Genomic DNA, 17,386 nt, shown 5'->3' with positions numbered 1-17,386 from the left:
TGTAAGAAGTAGCGGGTAAAATTCAAATTGTAGGATGAAGCTGCAGGATGGAGAGGATCATGATGAGTATATTGCGCACTGTGGATTTAAGGAAGACATATGGCAAGGAGCCGAATCAGGTGAAGGCGCTCGATGGGGTAAATATAGAGATTCAAGAAGGCGGCTTTGTGGCTATCGTCGGTACGTCAGGGAGCGGCAAATCCACATTATTGCACATGCTGGGCGGTCTGGATCGAGCGACAAGCGGGCAGGTCATCGTAGATGGCAAATCGATATTCGATATGAATGATGACGAGCTGACCGTATTTAGAAGAAGGAAGATCGGGTTTGTATTTCAACACTATAACCTTGTTCCGATTCTGAATGTCTATGAGAATATCGTGCTGCCGATCGAGCTGGACGGGAATACCATCGATCAAGCGTATATAGAGCATATTGTTAGAACGCTGGGATTGGCAGAGAAGCTGGATAGCTTGCCCAGTCAGTTGTCCGGAGGACAGCAACAGAGGGTTGCGATTGCCAGGGCACTGGCCACGAAGCCTTCTATTATACTTGCGGACGAGCCTACCGGGAACCTGGATAGCCGGACAGGTCAGGAGGTCATCGGACTGCTCAAGGTGACGAGCAAGCAATTTAATCAGACGATGGTGATGATCACACATAGCGAAGAAATTGCTCAATTGGCCGATCGGATCATCCATATTGGAGATGGTAAGGTTGTTGGGGGGAAACAGGAATGATGTTTCCTAATTCGAACAAAGGCATCATTAAAAGACTGATTCGTCAAAGCTTGAAAGCCAACCGGACAAGAAATCGTTATGTCATCCTGGCTGTCTTGCTCACCACTTGGTTGCTGACCTCCGTATTCACGATCGGAATGAGCTTCATAAAAACCTTCGATATGCAGGAGCTAAGGATGATTGGCACGGTAGCGGATGCCGCATTAACCCGGCCCTCTCAAGAACAGCTGGAACGGCTGAAGCAGCTGCCGTATGTGAGTCATATTGGGCTTGATACCCAAGTGGCGCAAGTGATTCCCACGCAAGAGATGGGGGATCTGGATCTCACGATGCAACTGTACGATGAGTCGGAGTGGGACAGGATGAGAGCGCCATTGCTGGGTAACAAGGTCCATGCTTATCCTGCGAAACGCAATGAAGTGATCGTTCCGACCTGGATATTGGACAAGCTGGATATTACAGACCCGGCCATTGGGATTGAGGTTCCTCTAACCTATCGGAGCAAAACGGGGGAGCACAAGGAATCGTTCATTCTCAGCGGCTGGTACACGGACTATTCGCAATTGAGCTCAGGTAATGCCGGGGTGATCATTGTATCGAATGAATTTGCACAATCTGTAGGTGTGGCGGACGTTGATGACAAGCGTAGAGTAGCCTCCCTACTATTCACAGAAGGAAGCGACCTCGATCAGAATATGAGCCAGCTAGAACAGGACTTGAAGCTGAGTGAGAATCAGCAATTGCTAAGCTATTCCGCAATGACAGCCCAGAACGAATCCAAAGTCACAACCATGCTGGGTATCGCGGGAATCATCGTATTTGTCATGTTTAGTGGCTATTTGCTCATCTACAATGTGCTATATATATCCGTAGCTACAGATACCAAATTTTATGGGCTGCTCAAGACCATCGGGATGACCAGAAAACAGATTATAAGGATGGTGAATGGCCAGGCTGCCCGGTTAGCATGGATCGGGATACCGATAGGTGTTGCTGCCGGTGTGATTACTTCCCTGGTGGCGGTGCCGATGGCTATTGAAGCCTTTACGTTGGATACGGATGTTGAGATTTCCTTCCATCCCGTTATTTATGCGGGAGCGGTGTTGTTTGCCTGGTTGACGACTATGGCTGGGTGCAGGAAGCCGGCTCGAATTGCCGCGAAGATTTCCCCTGTGGAAGCAGCCAAATATGTGAGGACAACAACGAAGAAGAGCAGACATGGCTTCAAGCTCCATCGAATGGCATTACGTAATATTTTTCGGGATAAGAAGCGGGCATTCACCGTATTCCTGTCGTTGTTCATCGGTCTGACCATTTTCCTGACGGTCAACACACTTGTCTTGAGCATGAACACAGATAATTTTGTAGACAGTTACATTGATAATGATTTTGATATCATGAACAAGACGGTCGAATTCGGCTATAAGGGGGAACCGAAGCAGAATTTGACGGAGGAGATGGCGACAGCCGTACAGCAAATGAAAGGCGTCAAAGATGTCAGGAAAACGTATATCGATCGTGGAGCCAGCATGACGTATACAGATGAAGTATTTGGAAAATTCGTCGATGATCTGACAACACGATACAATATGGAACGCCCCACGGACGATCAATTGAAAAACTCGGGGATGTTCTGGTCCTTGTTAATCGGGATAGATACGCGATATGTAACTGAATTAAACAAGAGCCTTGAAACGCCAATTGATGTTGAGCGTTTCGAGAAAGGCGAGATTGCCTTGCTGAGCGCAAGCGAAGAACTGTTTACGAGAGGGGATCGTTTTCAGGTTACCTTTAAGGAAGGTGGCGCCTCTCGAGAGTTTGAGATTGGTGGTTTCGTGAGTCCGCAATTCCAGGTATCGTTCGGCGGAATGGCACCCAATGTGTATGTCAGTCATCAGGCTCTGCAACAACTCGTTAACGATCCGATACTGTACAGGATGAACATTCAGGCGGATAAGAAGGAAGAGGAGCGGGTTCAAGCGCAACTCGAGACGTTAATCGCTGGGGATCGAGAGATCGAACTGACATCAAAGCTGCAATGGGCGGAGCAATTAAGGTCTGCCAAAATCATTTTCTACCTGCTGGGTGGCGCCATTACGTTAATTCTTGCCGCGATTGGTATTCTCAATTTCATTAGCACGATGTTCACAAGTGTTGTCGTACGCAAGCATGAATTTGCAGTGATGGAGAGCATCGGCATGACGAAGCGCCAATTGCGCAAGATGCTGGTGCTGGAGGGGGTGGCCTATGCCGTCATCTCGACTGTATTGATCGCTTCGCTAGGAACCCTGATCAGCTATGGCGCGTTTTACGTATTCAGCCAGGAAGCCGATTATGCCATCTACACGTTACCTATCCTTCCTATGCTGATTGCATTGGTGCTGGTATTCGCTTCTTGCCTGAGTGTACCGATTATCGCGTATAATAGATCGAAGAAGCTGAGTATTGTAGAACGATTGAGAGAAGTGGGGTAAGATGGTTATCAAGCCAGTCTGCAGATCGGACAATTAGGCTACAGCAACCAGGATGAATGGAGGTGGACAACATGGCTATAATTCTCATTGTGGAGGATGATCGATTATTAAACGAGGGAATTGCTTATGCACTGGGCAGAGAACATTACGATGTAGTATCTGCATTCTCGAGTGAAGAGGGGCTGGATGCATTCCGAAGCCATGAGGTTCACCTCATTATTCTGGATATTAACCTCCCAGACCGAAGCGGCATTGAGCTGTGCAAGGACATTCGCCAGCTCTCTACTGTTCCCATCCTATTCCTGACAGCCAAAGATACGGAGCAGGATATGGTGGTGGGCTTCGAATCCGGGGCGGATGATTATATGGCCAAGCCGTTCAGTATGGCGGTATTAAGCCAGCGCCTGAAGGCGATTCTCCGCAGAGCTCGGGGCGAGGATGCCCCGCAGCTTTTTTCCTACAGGGACATAACGATTCACTACGACAAGATGAAGGTGTACAAGCATCATCAGGAGATTAAGCTAACGTCTACAGAATTCAAGCTCTTAACGATTCTCTCCCGTAATCACAAGATGGTGTTGACCCGACAGATGATTCTTGAGAAGCTATGGGATTGGGATGGCATCTTCGTGGATGAGAATACATTAAGTGTGAATATCAAGCGATTACGTAATAAAATCGAAGACGATCCAAAACATAATGTCTATATCAAGACTGTTTTTGGTATCGGGTACACGTGGGGGAGTGAAGCTTGAGAAGCCCCTTTACCCGGATTATTCTTGTTAGCATGGCGCTGTATGTGATCACATGCGGTTTCTTTATCTATTCCCTGATTCAATATGAAGCGAGCAGGACCGTTATGATAATATCGATTCTGTTCGCTGTGGCGGCAGCTGGTATCGTAGCGGGCTTCATGCTGGTTATTCGTGAGCAGATGATCTCGATCTTAATGAAGCTGTCGTTGACGGTTCAATCGATTATCGATAGACAGGATAGTGAATCGTTCTCCCTATCCGAGGATACGATGCTCTCCAAGCTGCAGGAGCAAGTACTGAAGTTATCGGGGATCTTACGGATGCAGAAGCAGCGGTATAAAGAGGAGAGCGAGGAAGTGAAATCGCTGATCTCGGATATAGCCCACCAGTTGAAAACACCATTGGCTAATCTGACCATCTACAATGGCTTATTAATGGACAACGAGCTAGCAGCGGATAAGCGCCAGGAATTCACGCGAATTATGTTCAGTCAGACAGAGAAGCTGACCTGGCTCATGGATAATCTGATCAAGATGTCGCGGCTAGAGAGCGGTATTATTACCATTCAAGCAGGGCCAAACGATCTGGGCCAAACCGTGTTCGCAGCAATCAAGCAGATGTATCCTCATGCGGAGAAGAAGCAGGTAGAAATTCAATTCAGCGGCGAGCAGCGTATCGAATTGCAGCATGATGTGAAATGGACCGGAGAAGCGATCGTCAATGTGCTGGACAATGCGGTGAAATATACAGATGAGGCGGGGATCATCCAGGTTTCGATGTACAAATACGAGATGTTCGTCAGAATCGATATCGAAGATAACGGTAGAGGCATACCGGAGCATGAATTAAGCCAAATCTTCAAACGATTTTATCGTGGAGCTGATGCGATGGGTACAGACGGTGTGGGCATTGGTCTATATTTGACCAGGAAAATCATTACCGAGCAAGGCGGCTATATGAAGGTCAGCTCGGAACCATTTGATGACGGCGGGCGGCGGGGGTATTTTTTTTGTTTAGTGGTCAAAAACAAAGATCCATACATATGTACAAAATACGGGTTTTGTGTAAAAGTAGTCAGCTAAAAAAGCAAGCCGTCTTTTTTGCTCTTGCCTTTACGCGTTTGCTTTGCAGCAATAAATGTTCCTTTATACGAATATATAATTCGTTTCTTTAGCCGTTTGCCTTGCAGCTGCTTGCGTACCAGTTTGCGTCCCGATTTTGGCGTCATATCGCCGTACCAGACGCCATCCGGATACGCGATTACGACGCAAGCGTCTGCGCAACGGCCATTGCAGCGCGTCCGTGTCGTATGAATCAACTTGTCGGCACCAAGCCTGGCAATTTCATCGTTAATCGCTTGTGTTACTTTTTCTGCGCCGCGCTTCATGCAGCTGCCGCCATTACAGATTAACAAGTGGCATTGGGTTTGCTCAAGATTCCATGTGGTCATCGTCTATGAACTCTCCCTCCTCTGCCACAACTACAATCAACTTTACTATAATCAACTTTCACCTCATGTTCAAGCAGCGAAACCCGACTCTAATTTCCGAGCCGGGTTATTCATCTTTCAAGAACTCAAGTGACTCGTCAAGGAAGACAATCACCGAAGCGTATTGAGCGACGATTTTGTCCACTGCTGCTTGCGCATACTTTCAGCTGTCGGCGAACCGCTATCGCGTAGCATCTGCTGCGGAGTACCAGCGAACATCAGCTTGCCGCCCTGGTCCCCGCCTCCTGGTCCAAGATCGATGATCCAATCAGCCGCCTCGATTACCTGCTGATTATGCTCGACGACGATCACCGTACTGCCCGCCTCCACCAATCGATGCAGCAACACGAGGAAATGATCGACATCCAGCGGGTGCAAGCCAGCCGTCGGCTCATCCATCAGATAGAGTCCAGGCTTGCCGGCATGCTCGATCAGCTCCTTCGCCAGCTTAAGCCGCTGCCCCTCTCCGCCTGACAGCGTCGTCAACGTCTGACCTAACGTCAGATAACCCAATCCGACTTCGAGCAGCAGACGAAGCTTCGACGCCATACGGGCATGTCCTGCGAACAGCTCGGCCGCTTCGGTGATCGATAACGCCAGGACATCCTTGATCGAACGCCCATTATACTTGACCTCCAGCACCTCAGCCATGAACCGATCGCCGCCGCAGGCTGGACAGACAACCTCCACATCCTGAAAGAACAACATACTGCTGCTTACGACACCCAGACCTTCACAACGTTCGCAGCGCCCGCCAGCCGAATTAAAGGAGAAATGCGAGGCCGACAGCTTCCTCATCTTCGCCGCCTCCAGACTGCCGAACAGTTTGCGAATCGCGCCATAGATGTTACTATAAGTCGCGACGTTGGAACGCTTCATCCGTGTCAGCGGCGTCTGCTCGATGACGGCCATGCGATTCAATCCATCCATGCCGGAGATGGTCATCTCCCCATGCTGAGGCTGGGCATGGACGTTGGCCAACACATCAAAGACGAGTGTCGATTTCCCCGATCCGGACACACCGGTCACGACCGTCAGGCAGCGGGTAGGAAATCGCACATCGAGCTGATGCAGATTATACCGACTCACCCGCTTCATCTCGATCCAGGATGCGCCTGGCGTGCGCGGCTCGCGCAACGGAGGTGCAGGCTGGCTCAGATAGCGCCCGGTCACCGAGCTCTCCTGCGACAACAGCTCGTCCCAGCTCCCTTGTCCGATGATGGTACCGCCATATAGTCCCGCTCCGGGTCCCACATCGATGATGTGATCGGCCTGGCGCATCATTTCCGGGTCATGCTCGATAACCAACACCGTATTGCCGACATCGCGCAGCCGCACCAACAGCTCGACGATGCCCGCAGTGTCCTGCGGGTGCAGTCCAGCCGTCGGCTCGTCGAGGATATAGATGATCCCTGTCAGCTCAGAGTCCAGCGCTGCTGCCAGGCGGACGCGTTGCAGCTCGCCGCCTGACAAGGTGATCGTCTGTCGATCAAGCGTCAGATAGCCCAATCCTACTCGACCTAAGCGATGCAGCTTCGTATGCATATCCACGAGATAAGGCTTGATGCTGGGAGCGATGCTTCCTCCGATCCTCTCGTGCAGCTCATCGCTCCACCGGAGCAACTTCTCGAGCGAGAGCGCCGATAGCTCGGGCAGCCTGGCGCCCGCCACGGTCGCCTCGCGACTGAGCGGGGTCAGACGTTCGCCGTTGCAGGACGGACAGCCTTTCGTTTCGATATACCCTTTGTGCTGCATCGCTTCGCTTCCCTTCTCTGCGATACGCCGCCAGAGGGTAGTATAGACGCCTTCGAACTTGCCGCTTGCGACCGTCTTGGGCGGCTGATGATCAGGGAATGCTAGCTTAACCGCCTCGCTATCCGTTCCTTCGCACAGGATCGTTCGTTGAACCTCGCTATAGTCCGCTACCGGCGTACCGGGTGCGACAGGCACGCCATAGTGGGCCATCGCCTGATAGACCGCGGTGATCTGATACGCCTTGTACTGGTGTGTCCAGTAGTCGACGGCCCCATCCTCCAGTGATAACCGTTCGTCGAGGATGCGTCCTTTGGCCAGCGACACCACCTCGCCGAGACCTTCGCAGACCGGACAGGCGCCTTGGCTCGTATTGTGCGAATAGTGCGTCCGCGTCAGCTTCTCCATCTCTTCGCCGCAATGGACGCAGGTCATATAGACCATCCAGCTTCCATTGTGCTTGACGATCCGCTCCGGACAGTCGGCAGCAGACACCTCCCTCTCACAATGCGGACAATGCCGAACCGCCAGCTTCTCATAGATCATCCTCAGATCGGTGTAGATGTCTGTTACTGTACCGACTGTAGAGCGTGGGTTGCGATTCGTATCCGTCTGCGAGATCATCACGGCTGGCGAAGCATGCTCGAGCTTCTCCAGCGCCGGCTTGCGGATCCCCTGCATACCGATTGCTTCGAGGTATTGACGTTGACATTCATTGAAGATCACATCGACCGCGAGCGTCGACTTGCCCGACCCGGACACACCGGTGAAGACGACCAGTTGATTACGCGGGATTTCCAGTGTCACATGGGCCAGATTTTTCTCCGTAGCATCTCGAACAACGATAGGTTTGCTCATTAAGTGCTCCTCTCATCTCTGGCGTCGTATGGTGTTCCCAGAAGATAACCTCATCATATAACATTGATGCAATCTTTCGGATGAGAGGAAGCTGTCCCTTGATTTTACGAAGCAAATCCGCTTAAATAGGTGTCCAAGCACTTGAAGGTTTCACTTGAAGGAGACAACCAATATGCCAACCACTTATTACTCCCCCAAGCAGATGGCCGAGCGCCTCCAGGTAAGCACGACAACGTTGCGCAGGTACGAGGAACTCGATCTCCTCCCGCCGATCGCCAGAGCCTTGGGCAACCGCAAGCGAGTATATACGGACCTTCATTTGCAAGCCTTCGTGACGATCCGGGCCATGCTGCGTGCCTTCAGCATCCCGGTTGCGTACGATGTGATGCGGGGCGTACGGCGTGGACAGACAGATGACATGTTATGGTTGCTCAACGAGCAGCAATATGAGGTCCAGGTCGAGAAACGGCGTCTTTCCTCCGTATTGGCGATGATTCGGGACACCAACTCGCACGAGCTGGAGTCGAAGATCCGCAAGCCGTCGCTAACGATCGGCGAAGCGGCCAGGATCGCCGGCGTGCGGACGTCGGCCATTCGTCATTGGGAAAAGGAACGCTTGATCCGCTCCACCCGTCATCCCGACAACGGCTACCGACTCTACACACCCCAGGAGCTGCGCAAAATTATTGTCATCAGCAGCCTGCGACAGACGGTCTACGCCATTGATGAAATGAGACAGCTCTTAGCAAGTCTCGAGACCCACAGTCTGCAAGCGGTTGAGCGCTCTTTCCAGTTGGCTGTTGACAAGCTGCAAGCCAAGCTCCGACTTCAGTTTGATGCGATTGCAGAGCTATCGGTTTACCTTGGTTTTTTGGAGTAGCCCGAAAATGAAACATAACATTAGTTATGTTAACCTATTTCCATCCTAAAATAACTTTGCCCTCACGACTGCATAACCGTCCCAAATAAAGGGTACATCAATCGTAACTCTATCTGCGAGGTGATCCCGTTATGAACGCTAACGATGCTGAGCGAACACGACAATGCCCGATGGCTGTGGATATGATCGATGCGATGGAAGCATTGTCCGGTATTCATCCAGGCTATCGCCGAGTGCATGCCAAGGGCGCATGCTACCGAGCCGTTTTTCACCCCAGCGGCGAAGCCGCCCCTTATACGACCGCGCCTCATCTGCAAGGAGGAGCGGTCGATGCAATCGTGCGCTTTTCCGGTAATTCCAGCGACCCTGCTTTGGCCGATCTGCTCTCCCCCGCCAAGGGCATGGCGGTTCAATTTCAGCTGCCGGGAGGCGTCAAGACTTCACTAGTCGGCGTGACGTTTCCGATCTTTTTTGCGCAGACGCCCGAATCGCTGCTGGACCTTGTGCGCGCCGTCAATGAAGCGCAGGCGGGACAGTTGTCTGTGCTGGATATGTTCAAGGAAGCCGCTGAGCACTTCTCGGAAAGCAAGCGCAGCCTATTGGAGATCAAGCGACTCCTCCCGCCAGCGAGCTATGCGACCAACCGGTACTTCACAATCCACGTTTTCTACCTTGTCGATGCCGATGGTCGGCGGCGGCCGGTCAAGTTCGAATGGATGCCGGATGCAGGCGTGGATACCTTGTCGCTGATGGAAGCCGCAAAGCGGCCGGCGGACTATCTGGAGCAAGAGATGACGGAGCGGCTGCAGCGCGGTCCCGCTTCCTTCACCCTGCAGATCGTACTCGGCGAGCCGGACGATCCGACAGACGACAGTACCCGGCCATGGCCGGAGGAGCGCGAGCGGCTGGATGCCGGACGACTCGTCATCGAGGCAGCGATTCAGGAGCCGTCCGGTCTGCTCATGGATCCGACCGCAGTCGTGGACGGCGTTGAGCTGTCCGACGATCCGATCCTGCACTTCCGCCACTTGGCTTATGCCGAGTCATTCCACCGACGCAGCGACAGTCGTTAGCAGGCTGCGAGCAACCGTCCCAGCCGTCTCTGACTAATCGTCATTTGATGACGTCTCGGACCTTCCTCTACCCCCTCTTCATTCGTATCTCCTCGATGACCTTGGCGATGAATGCGGAGAGCCCGCTTGCTCCGAGATTGCCTTGTCCGCGCTGTCGCACCGATACAGTGTCGCCTGAGGCCTCCTCATCTCCGAGGATGAGCATATAGGGCACCTTCTCCAACTGGGCGGCACGGATCCGGGCGCCGAGCGTTTCGCTCCGGGCGTCTAGCTCGGCGCGAACTCCCGCTTCGTGCAACGCCGCTTGTACCTTGTCGGCATAGTCGAGATGTCGGTCCGCCACGGGCAGCAGCTTCACCTGCACCGGAGCCAGCCATGTAGGGAACGCGCCGCTGTAATGCTCTGTCAGGATGCCGACAAACCGGTCAAGGGAGCCATAGATCGCCCGATGGATGACGACCGGACGATACTTCTGGCTGTCTTCCCCGATATACCAGAGATCGAATTTCTCCGGCATCTGAAAGTCGAGTTGAATCGTTGCGCATTGCCAGCTTCGCTTGAGCGCATCGAGGATATGGAAGTCGATTTTGGGCCCGTAAAATGCGCCGTCGCCCTCGTTCAGCCGATATGCGATGCCGAGACTGTCCAATACGTTACGTAGCGCGGCCTCCGCTTCGTCCCACAGTTCGGCCGAGCCCATCGATTGGGCCGGTCGAGTGGACAGCTCGATCTTGTACGCAAAGCCGAACACCTGGTACATCCGATCGATCAACTGCATGATCTGCGCGATCTCGTCCTCGATCTGATCCGGCCTGACGAACAGATGGGCATCGTCCTGACAAAATGTGCGCACGCGCATCATGCCGTTCAGCGCCCCCGAATATTCGTGGCGATGCACCTGGCCGAACTCCGAGATGCGGATCGGCAGCTCCCGGTAGGAGCGGAGCCGGTTTTTGAAGATGAGCATATGACCGGGACAATTCATCGGCTTCAGCGCGAACATATTATCCTCCGCCTCTGTGAAATACATGTTCTCATGATAATGCTCCCAATGGCCGGATTGCTCCCACAGCTGGCGATTCATCATAAACGGTGTACGCACTTCCTCATAATGAGCCTTGCGCTGCTCCTCTCGAGAAAACTGCTCCAGCTTCGTACGCAGCACCATCCCCTTCGGCAAATAAAAAGGCATGCCGGGTGCTTCCTCCGAAAACATAAACAGATCCAACTCCTTGCCCAGCTTGCGATGGTCGCGCTTTTTCGCTTCCTCCAGCAGATGCAAATGCGCCTCCAGCTCCCCTTTTGTCGGGAACGCTGTGCCATAGATGCGCTGCAGCATCTTTTGACTGGCATCGCCGCGCCAGTATGCGCCGGCTACGCTGAGCAGCTTGAACGCCTTCAGTCGACCTGTCGAGGGCAGATGCGGTCCGCGGCACAGATCGACGAACTCTCCTTGCTCATAGACTGTAATGACCGCATCCTCCGGCAACTCCCGGATCAGCTCCAGCTTCAGCGGCTCGTCGAGCGATTGGAACAGGCGTACTGCCTCCTCCCGGGAGACGACGCGGCGGACGATGGGCAGATTCTCTTGGACGATCCGATGCATCTCGGCCTCGATCGCCGCCAGATCCTCAGGACTTAGCGACTGTTCGATGCCTACGTCGTAATAAAAGCCGTCCGCAATCACTGGTCCGATCCCAAGCTTTACGGCATGTCGGCCGTATCTGCGCTGGATCGCCTGCGCCATGACATGAGCTGCGCTATGTCTGCATAGCTCCAATCCTTGCGGACTGTCCATCAGTACAAGCTCCACCTGGCTATCCTCGCGGACAGGCCGATTCAGATCGACTAGCTCCCCATTGACCATGGCAGCGACCGCCTCCTTCAGCAGGCTCGCGCGGATCGACTCAGCGATCTGTCCGGGCGTTACGCCCCGATCGTATTCCCGACTGCTGCCATCCACTAATGTGATGTTAATACTGTTAAGTTTCGACATGATTTTAACCTCCGTTGGTGTAGTGTAGACGCCAAAAAGCGCACTTATCCGCAAGGGACGAGCGCGCTCGTGGTTCCACCCAAATTCAATCCGCATGAAGCGGATCCTCATGAAGTTCGGTAACGGGAACGCCCGGCAGGGCTTACACTCAGACTGATTCAGCCTGATTTCAACCGCGCAGCTACAAGGGGGTAAATGCCAGGCGTCGCCGCAGAGGATTTCAGCCGAGTCCTCTTTCTCTGTAACGGTACGCGAAACTAACATTCATGTCCTTGATAACAGCTTTTAGTATGATCCTTTGAATAGCAAAAACGCAAAAAACACGCCTGTCCGCAAAGGGACGAGCGCGCTCGTGGTTCCACCCTGATTTAATCCGCATGATGCGGATCCTCATGAGGTTCGGTAACGGGAACACCCGGCGAAGCTTACACTCAGGCTGGTTAAGCCTGATTTCAACTGCGCAGCTACAAGGGGGTAATGTCTTAGGGTTGACGGAAGAGGCTTGCAGCCGAGACCTCTCTCTCTGGACCGTACCGGGTAAGACATCATGTCCTTGATCCTTGCCTTTCATTTCACACATCATAAGGAATCGCCCCTCCACTTGTCAAGTCTATTTTCGAAAACAGGCGAATAGAGACATAATAATTATTATGTTAACTGACATCATTAACTATTATTATTATTATTAATGTCATTAATCACCCTCGCCGACGTCCGGTCGATGTCTGATTGAATTTGGCGATTCCTGTCTAGTGATTCACTTGACTACCAGCAACAAGGAGGTATCGAAGGTATAGATCAAGGAGACATATTAATAATTATGTTAACCAAGTCGCTCTTTGCAACTTATAATATCCCCTGCTAAGATAAGGAAGTGAGGTGAATGGACATGAACATCTTGAAAGTCAAGGACCGCCAGGAGCTCGACAAGCGTACGCCGCTCATGCCCTGGTATGTCGAGAAGTTTATCAATTACAAGCTGCCCGATCTGTCCCCCTCCTCCCTGCTGGAGTATGTCCGCGACTACGAGACATTCTTCAACTGGCTGCGCGCCGAAGGACTGTCGGCAGCTCTGACGAACCGCGACATCGAGCTGATCGACTTGGAAAAGCTGCATATGGACAGCATCGACAACTACAAAATGTTCCTCTCTGCCTTCAAGGAGACGACCAACAGCCGCACGACCATCTCGCGCAAGCTGTCGTCGCTCCGCTCGTTGTTCCACTACTTGAGCCAGATCGCCGAGGACGAACAGTTCTACCCGCTGCTCAAACGCAATGTGATGGCCAAGGTGGCGATCAAGCGGACGCACAAGCCCAAGGACACGGCGGCCAAGCTTGAGGGCAAGCTGCTGCAGGAGGACGAGATCTATACCTTCATCGATTATATCAAGCGGCAATATCCGCTCGACGTTGCGAATAACAAGCAAGCCTCCTATGCTTACGAGCAAAACAAGGTTCGCGACGCCTGTATCATCATCCTGATCCTCAACTCGGGCTTGCGCGTATCCGAGGTCGTCAACCTGAACATCGAGGATATCGATCTCAAGAAAAAAGTCGTCTATGTCTACCGCAAGGGCGACAATGACGACACGTTCAAGTCTCCCGTGTACTTTCGTCAGGAGGCTGTGGATGATATGAAGGACTATTTGCAGGTTCGCGAGACGGTATACAAAGCGCCGCGCCGCGAAAAGGCGCTGTTCCTCGCCATTGCCAACGGCAAGCAGGAAGGCTCGCGGATGACCAAGCGGGCTATCCAGGCGATGGTCATCAAATACGCCAAGCGCTTCGGCAAGCCTTACCTGTCTGTGCATAAGCTGCGGCATTCCTTTGCCACCGATTATTACTTGCGCAACGACATCTACAAAACGCAGGAGCAGCTCGGACACGCCTCGCCGGAAACGACGCAGATATACGCGCATCTCACCGACAAGACGATGTCCGAGGCGATCGATCAGCTCAAGGATTAGTACTCGCGCTCATCGCCTTCTAAGGCTGCCAGCGCACATTGTCCAGCACAAGCTCTCCGCCCGGCGTCCGATCGAAGACGAGCCGGATGCTAACGATGCGGGCCGGGTCAAGCGCGGGCGACTGCTCCGCAAAGGCGGCCAGCGGCAACCGGTAGTCGTGCAGAACAATCTCCGATGACGGCTGCAGCCGGCCGTTTTTGATCCAGCGATTCAGCGGTCCGCCGTTCAGGAATCGATTGGTCAGGAGCGGCTTGAGCTGCTCGGCGGCCTCGACCAGCGAGAGCGTCGCTGTCGCGCCGTCCGCATCAGCGAGGACGATGCTGAAGTCGAGCTCGGGACCGTCTGCCGTCGCCGGAGCCAGCGCCAGGACGAGCTCCGACGCTGTCGATAGCCTGGCGCTCATTCCTTGCGGGAGCTTCAGCTCATAGGCAGCCGCTGTTCCTGTATCCCGCTTGCCCCCCTCCTCGCCAGATTTCTCCTCGCTCCCTGCTTTTTCCTCGTCTTCTTGCACGTCTTCATGCTCGCTCGACCAGCCTAGCAACGCGACCCGATTATGCTTTGAGCCGTTCTGACGATTTTTCAGATCCGCTTCCTCCCACCGCGACAGTCCTTCGCCATGCAGCGTCACGCCGCGCCCACTTCCCGTATCCTGATTGCTATCCTCCTGATAGTTCGCGATCGTGATCATCTCGGTATCGGTATATTGCTGCCTCATGGTCGTATCCGGCAGCCAGTGGCCGCCCAGACGATAGTCACGGAAGAGCGGCGCATACTCGCGCTTCTCATGCAGCGTCGCCTCCAGGAAAGCGCTGATGAACGTCTTGGCAATCTTGCGCTGGTCCTCGCCCGGCATAATCTCCCGTTGGTTCATGAGCCAGCGCAGCGGCAGCTTGATATCCATCCGACCCCAGGCGGTGTTGAACTGGCCGTGATTGGCATCATCGATATAGAGCGCCGATTTGAAGAGGGGCTCGCTCCCGGCTGTCGGATAGACGATCCGGTTATATTGGCGCTCGCCGTCGAAGGAGCTCACATCCGAGTCGTTGGCTCCGTGCAGCACGAGATAATTAACGTCATTAAGTCTCAGGTTGCGCTCTTCGAGCTTCTTGTCGGTCGGTGCGATCGCTACCACAGACGTGATGTCATAGTCCAGTCCCGTCAAATACTGCTCCTTGTCCGCCACGGTGAAGTACGCTTCATAGCCGGCAGCGAGCGCCGCCGCCTGCCCCCCGCGTGAATGGCCGATCAGCGCGATCGACGACAGATCGGCCTTGCCGCTCAGCACCGTTCCTGGCGCCTGCGAGAGCTTATCGACAGCCTGCAGATGATGCAGCAGCAGCCATGCACGCAGGATATAGTCGTCATTGGGCAGTCCCGAGAGGACAGAGTAATTGACGAAGTTCTGATCGACCGACACCGCCAGGAAGCCTCGGCTGGCCAGCAGCTCCCCGAGATAGCCGTAGCCGACATCGGAGAAGTCCTCCATCGTATGATTGCCATGGACGATCAGCACGACCGGGTACGGGCCTTCGCCCTGCGGCAGCCAGACGCGGCCATTGATCGGCAGCTCGTGCTGATCGAAGCCCCAATACCATGTGCGCAGCGGCTTCCAGCTCGTCACGAAGGCGGAGGCGTCCACCGGCTCCGTCACTAGATCGACATCGGCGCCGAACGCTCGCCGGAATCGGTCAGTGCCGCTGCCGTAGGTCAACGTCGTCACCTCGTACGGTCCAGGCTCGGAAGGGTCGGTAAGCCCGGCGAGCGGCGACGGCTCGATGACCGTCATTTCCCCGCGCACCGTAGAGGTCTGTAGCCCGCTCGCTGCCACAGCCAAGTAGCCCAGCACCGTCAGGATGACGCCACAGACTGCCAGCATCGCACGGCTGTATACGGTGCGCGGACGATGCAGCAGCCAATAGATGAAGCCGCCGACGGAGGAGCCTCCGATACAGAGCAGAGCGGTCAGCAGGATGCCGCCCCATAGCCACTTCATGTTCGCATAGGTGAAGACGAAAGGCAGCGTAGACATCATAACGATGACGACAGACAGCCAGATCCGCGGCAGACGGATCGGCAGGAAGGCGAGCAGCAGCGCCGGAACATACGCCAGTACGAGCAGTGCCGCCAGACCAGCAGTCATAACGAGCATCGTCAGCGTATTATCGACCAGCCAGCCCAGGCCGGTGTAGATGCTGCTCCCCAGCTCATGCAGCGCCAGCAACGCCATGCTGGCGACGCCGGCCGTCGCAGACATTGAAGCAGGCGAATCGTCGGTATGGATTCGCCTGATACGTTCTCTGATTCGAATTCGAAGCATGTTCGTCTCCTTAGCAAGCGAAAGTGACGCCGCAGGGGGCGAAAAAGGCAGTCTTAGATGCCCCTGAGCGGGTGTGCAGACACACCCTAAGATGCGGCCGCAGGCTCGCCGTAGTGTTCACGGATCTGCTCGGCCAGGCCATCTCGCAGCTCGGCGATCGCCGGGACATCGCGGCGATCATGGGAGCTGACGATGATCAGCTTCTGATCGGACTCGCCGAGCAACTCCAGCAACCTTCGGACCAGCGTTCCCGTGTAGGTGTCGCCCCGGGTATCGGCGATCCGTTCGAACACTTGCCGATACTCGTCGAACAAGATGCCGCTATCGAGGTCGAAGCGAGGTCCATTAGCCATTCCGAACAGCAGATACTCCGTGCGGTTGATATAATCGCTCAGTATCTCGTCCCGCTTCAGCCCCTCAGGGTAGCGCTCGAGATACTGCTCTGACGCTATCGCCCGTTCGGCGACAGCCTCCAATGTGCTAGCCGAATCCGTCGTCCCGGATTTCAGTCGCTGCGAGTCCATCGTCATCAGCTTCAAATAGTCCGACAGATCGCTCGACAGATAGCGCCGGTATTTATCGAGCGCTGTATAGTCGACGACCGGATACACCTCGCCCGCTGTCTGCACCAGCACATAATGGCCCGCTTCCGCTTGCTCCGTCCACGCTCTCAACTCGTCATCGGTGATCTGCTCCACTTTCGTCGGATCGCCCATCATCGAGAACTTCTCTTGTACTTCATTGGTCAGGAAGCGTCCCTGGAGTTTCGGCAAGTCTTCCGCGTAGTAAGCCTCCAGCTCGAGCAGGAGACGGTCAGCGGCCGATTCGCTCGCGACTGGCAGTCGCTCGTCGAGGAACGCGATCAGCTCGCTTGGACCTGTCGCATCCCGGATCGTCTGGCGGAACTCGCCCAAGAGCTGCTCGTCTGTATCCGTCTCTTGCGTTTCCTCCGGCAGCGTCTCCTGCTGACCTGGCGGCGCTGGCGGATCTGCGCCGGGAGCCGGATCGTTCGAGCAGGCAGCGACGAGCGCCAAGCTCATCACCCATACGCCCCAGAGCGCCTTTCGATTGGATTTCATAGCA

Annotated in this window: 12 protein-coding genes; 7 read left to right on the top strand and 5 right to left on the bottom strand. The window is 54.2% G+C overall.

Annotation, left to right across the window (positions count from 1 at the left end):
• Window positions 1–62 precede the first annotated feature (62 nt).
• The 4 genes from PA598K_RS21135 (at window position 63) to PA598K_RS21120 (ending at window position 5,051) form a co-directional block, all read left to right on the top strand.
• Window positions 63–740, top strand: coding sequence for an ABC transporter ATP-binding protein (locus PA598K_RS21135; protein WP_128658886.1), 678 nt, complete (start codon window positions 63–65; stop codon window positions 738–740).
• A complete protein-coding gene (locus PA598K_RS21130) occupies window positions 737–3,214 on the top strand; it encodes an ABC transporter permease (RefSeq protein WP_128658875.1) in 2,478 nt (825 codons plus the stop codon). The genes PA598K_RS21135 and PA598K_RS21130 overlap by 4 nt, the downstream gene beginning before the upstream one ends.
• A 71-nt stretch (window positions 3,215–3,285) precedes the next feature.
• The gene (locus PA598K_RS21125) at window positions 3,286–3,969 is read left to right on the top strand and encodes a response regulator transcription factor (protein WP_128658874.1); all 684 of its coding nucleotides are present in this window, start codon (window positions 3,286–3,288) and stop codon (window positions 3,967–3,969) included.
• Window positions 3,966–5,051: a sensor histidine kinase gene (locus PA598K_RS21120; protein WP_128658873.1), complete on the top strand. Its 1,086-nt coding sequence runs from the start codon at window positions 3,966–3,968 to the stop codon at window positions 5,049–5,051. Before PA598K_RS21125 ends, PA598K_RS21120 begins: the two co-directional genes overlap by 4 nt.
• Here the strand turns inward: PA598K_RS21120 and PA598K_RS21115 are convergent.
• Both PA598K_RS21115 and PA598K_RS21110 read right to left on the bottom strand, forming a co-directional pair.
• Window positions 5,048–5,419: a (2Fe-2S) ferredoxin domain-containing protein gene (locus PA598K_RS21115; RefSeq protein ID WP_128658872.1), complete on the bottom strand. Its 372-nt coding sequence runs from the start codon at window positions 5,417–5,419 to the stop codon at window positions 5,048–5,050. The two genes, PA598K_RS21120 and PA598K_RS21115, sit on opposite strands and share 4 nt — an antisense overlap.
• Window positions 5,420–5,569: 150 nt before the next feature.
• On the bottom strand, window positions 5,570–8,068 hold the full coding sequence (locus PA598K_RS21110) for an ATP-binding cassette domain-containing protein (RefSeq protein WP_128658871.1): 2,499 nt from the start codon (window positions 8,066–8,068) through the stop codon (window positions 5,570–5,572).
• A gap of 172 nt (window positions 8,069–8,240) precedes the next feature.
• Between PA598K_RS21110 and PA598K_RS21105 the strand changes: the two genes are divergently transcribed.
• On the top strand, window positions 8,241–8,948 hold the full coding sequence (locus tag PA598K_RS21105) for a MerR family transcriptional regulator (RefSeq protein ID WP_128658870.1): 708 nt from the start codon (window positions 8,241–8,243) through the stop codon (window positions 8,946–8,948).
• A 131-nt stretch (window positions 8,949–9,079) separates the two neighbouring features.
• Complete coding sequence (locus PA598K_RS21100) at window positions 9,080–10,021, top strand: catalase family peroxidase (protein ID WP_128658869.1); 942 nt, start codon at window positions 9,080–9,082, stop codon at window positions 10,019–10,021.
• Window positions 10,022–10,088: 67 nt separating this feature from the next.
• Here PA598K_RS21100 and thrS read toward each other — a convergent pair whose 3' ends face one another.
• Entirely contained in the window at window positions 10,089–12,017 is a 1,929-nt protein-coding gene (gene thrS / locus PA598K_RS21095) for a threonine--tRNA ligase (protein ID WP_128658868.1), read from the bottom strand.
• An 889-nt stretch (window positions 12,018–12,906) separates the two neighbouring features.
• Between thrS and xerS the strand changes: the two genes are divergently transcribed.
• Window positions 12,907–13,986, top strand: coding sequence for a tyrosine recombinase XerS (gene xerS / locus PA598K_RS21090; RefSeq protein WP_128658867.1), 1,080 nt, complete (start codon window positions 12,907–12,909; stop codon window positions 13,984–13,986).
• Between the two features lie 19 nt (window positions 13,987–14,005).
• On the opposite strand, the gene PA598K_RS21085 is transcribed toward xerS, so the two are convergent.
• Window positions 14,006–16,303, bottom strand: a complete 2,298-nt coding sequence (locus PA598K_RS21085; RefSeq protein WP_128658866.1) for a poly(ethylene terephthalate) hydrolase family protein — start codon at window positions 16,301–16,303, stop codon at window positions 14,006–14,008.
• Between the two features lie 86 nt (window positions 16,304–16,389).
• Window positions 16,390–17,382 (bottom strand): hypothetical protein, encoded by a 993-nt coding sequence (locus PA598K_RS21080; protein ID WP_128658865.1) that lies wholly within the window; start codon window positions 17,380–17,382, stop codon window positions 16,390–16,392.
• Between the last annotated feature and the right edge of the window lie 4 nt (window positions 17,383–17,386).

The organism is Paenibacillus sp. 598K (assembly GCF_003851045.1).
Lineage (GTDB): Bacteria > Bacillota > Bacilli > Paenibacillales > Paenibacillaceae > Paenibacillus_D.
Note: the sequence above shows the minus strand (reverse complement) of the source record. Positions and strands in the feature narration are given on the sequence as shown.

Excerpts from the sequence above, each read along its gene's own strand:
- xerS (WP_128658867.1), top strand. The coding sequence starts at position 12,907 with ATGAACATCTTGAAAGTCAAGGACCGCCAGGAGCTCGACAAGCGTACG.
- PA598K_RS21100 (WP_128658869.1), top strand. The coding sequence starts at position 9,080 with ATGAACGCTAACGATGCTGAGCGAACACGACAATGCCCGATGGCTGTG.
- PA598K_RS21080 (WP_128658865.1), bottom strand. The coding sequence starts at position 17,382 with ATGAAATCCAATCGAAAGGCGCTCTGGGGCGTATGGGTGATGAGCTTG.
- PA598K_RS21125 (WP_128658874.1), top strand. The coding sequence starts at position 3,286 with ATGGCTATAATTCTCATTGTGGAGGATGATCGATTATTAAACGAGGGA.
- thrS (WP_128658868.1), bottom strand. The coding sequence starts at position 12,017 with ATGTCGAAACTTAACAGTATTAACATCACATTAGTGGATGGCAGCAGT.
- PA598K_RS21130 (WP_128658875.1), top strand. The coding sequence starts at position 737 with ATGATGTTTCCTAATTCGAACAAAGGCATCATTAAAAGACTGATTCGT.
- PA598K_RS21135 (WP_128658886.1), top strand. The coding sequence starts at position 63 with ATGAGTATATTGCGCACTGTGGATTTAAGGAAGACATATGGCAAGGAG.
- PA598K_RS21085 (WP_128658866.1), bottom strand. The coding sequence starts at position 16,303 with ATGCTTCGAATTCGAATCAGAGAACGTATCAGGCGAATCCATACCGAC.
- PA598K_RS21105 (WP_128658870.1), top strand. The coding sequence starts at position 8,241 with ATGCCAACCACTTATTACTCCCCCAAGCAGATGGCCGAGCGCCTCCAG.
- PA598K_RS21110 (WP_128658871.1), bottom strand. The coding sequence starts at position 8,068 with ATGAGCAAACCTATCGTTGTTCGAGATGCTACGGAGAAAAATCTGGCC.
- PA598K_RS21115 (WP_128658872.1), bottom strand. The coding sequence starts at position 5,419 with ATGACCACATGGAATCTTGAGCAAACCCAATGCCACTTGTTAATCTGT.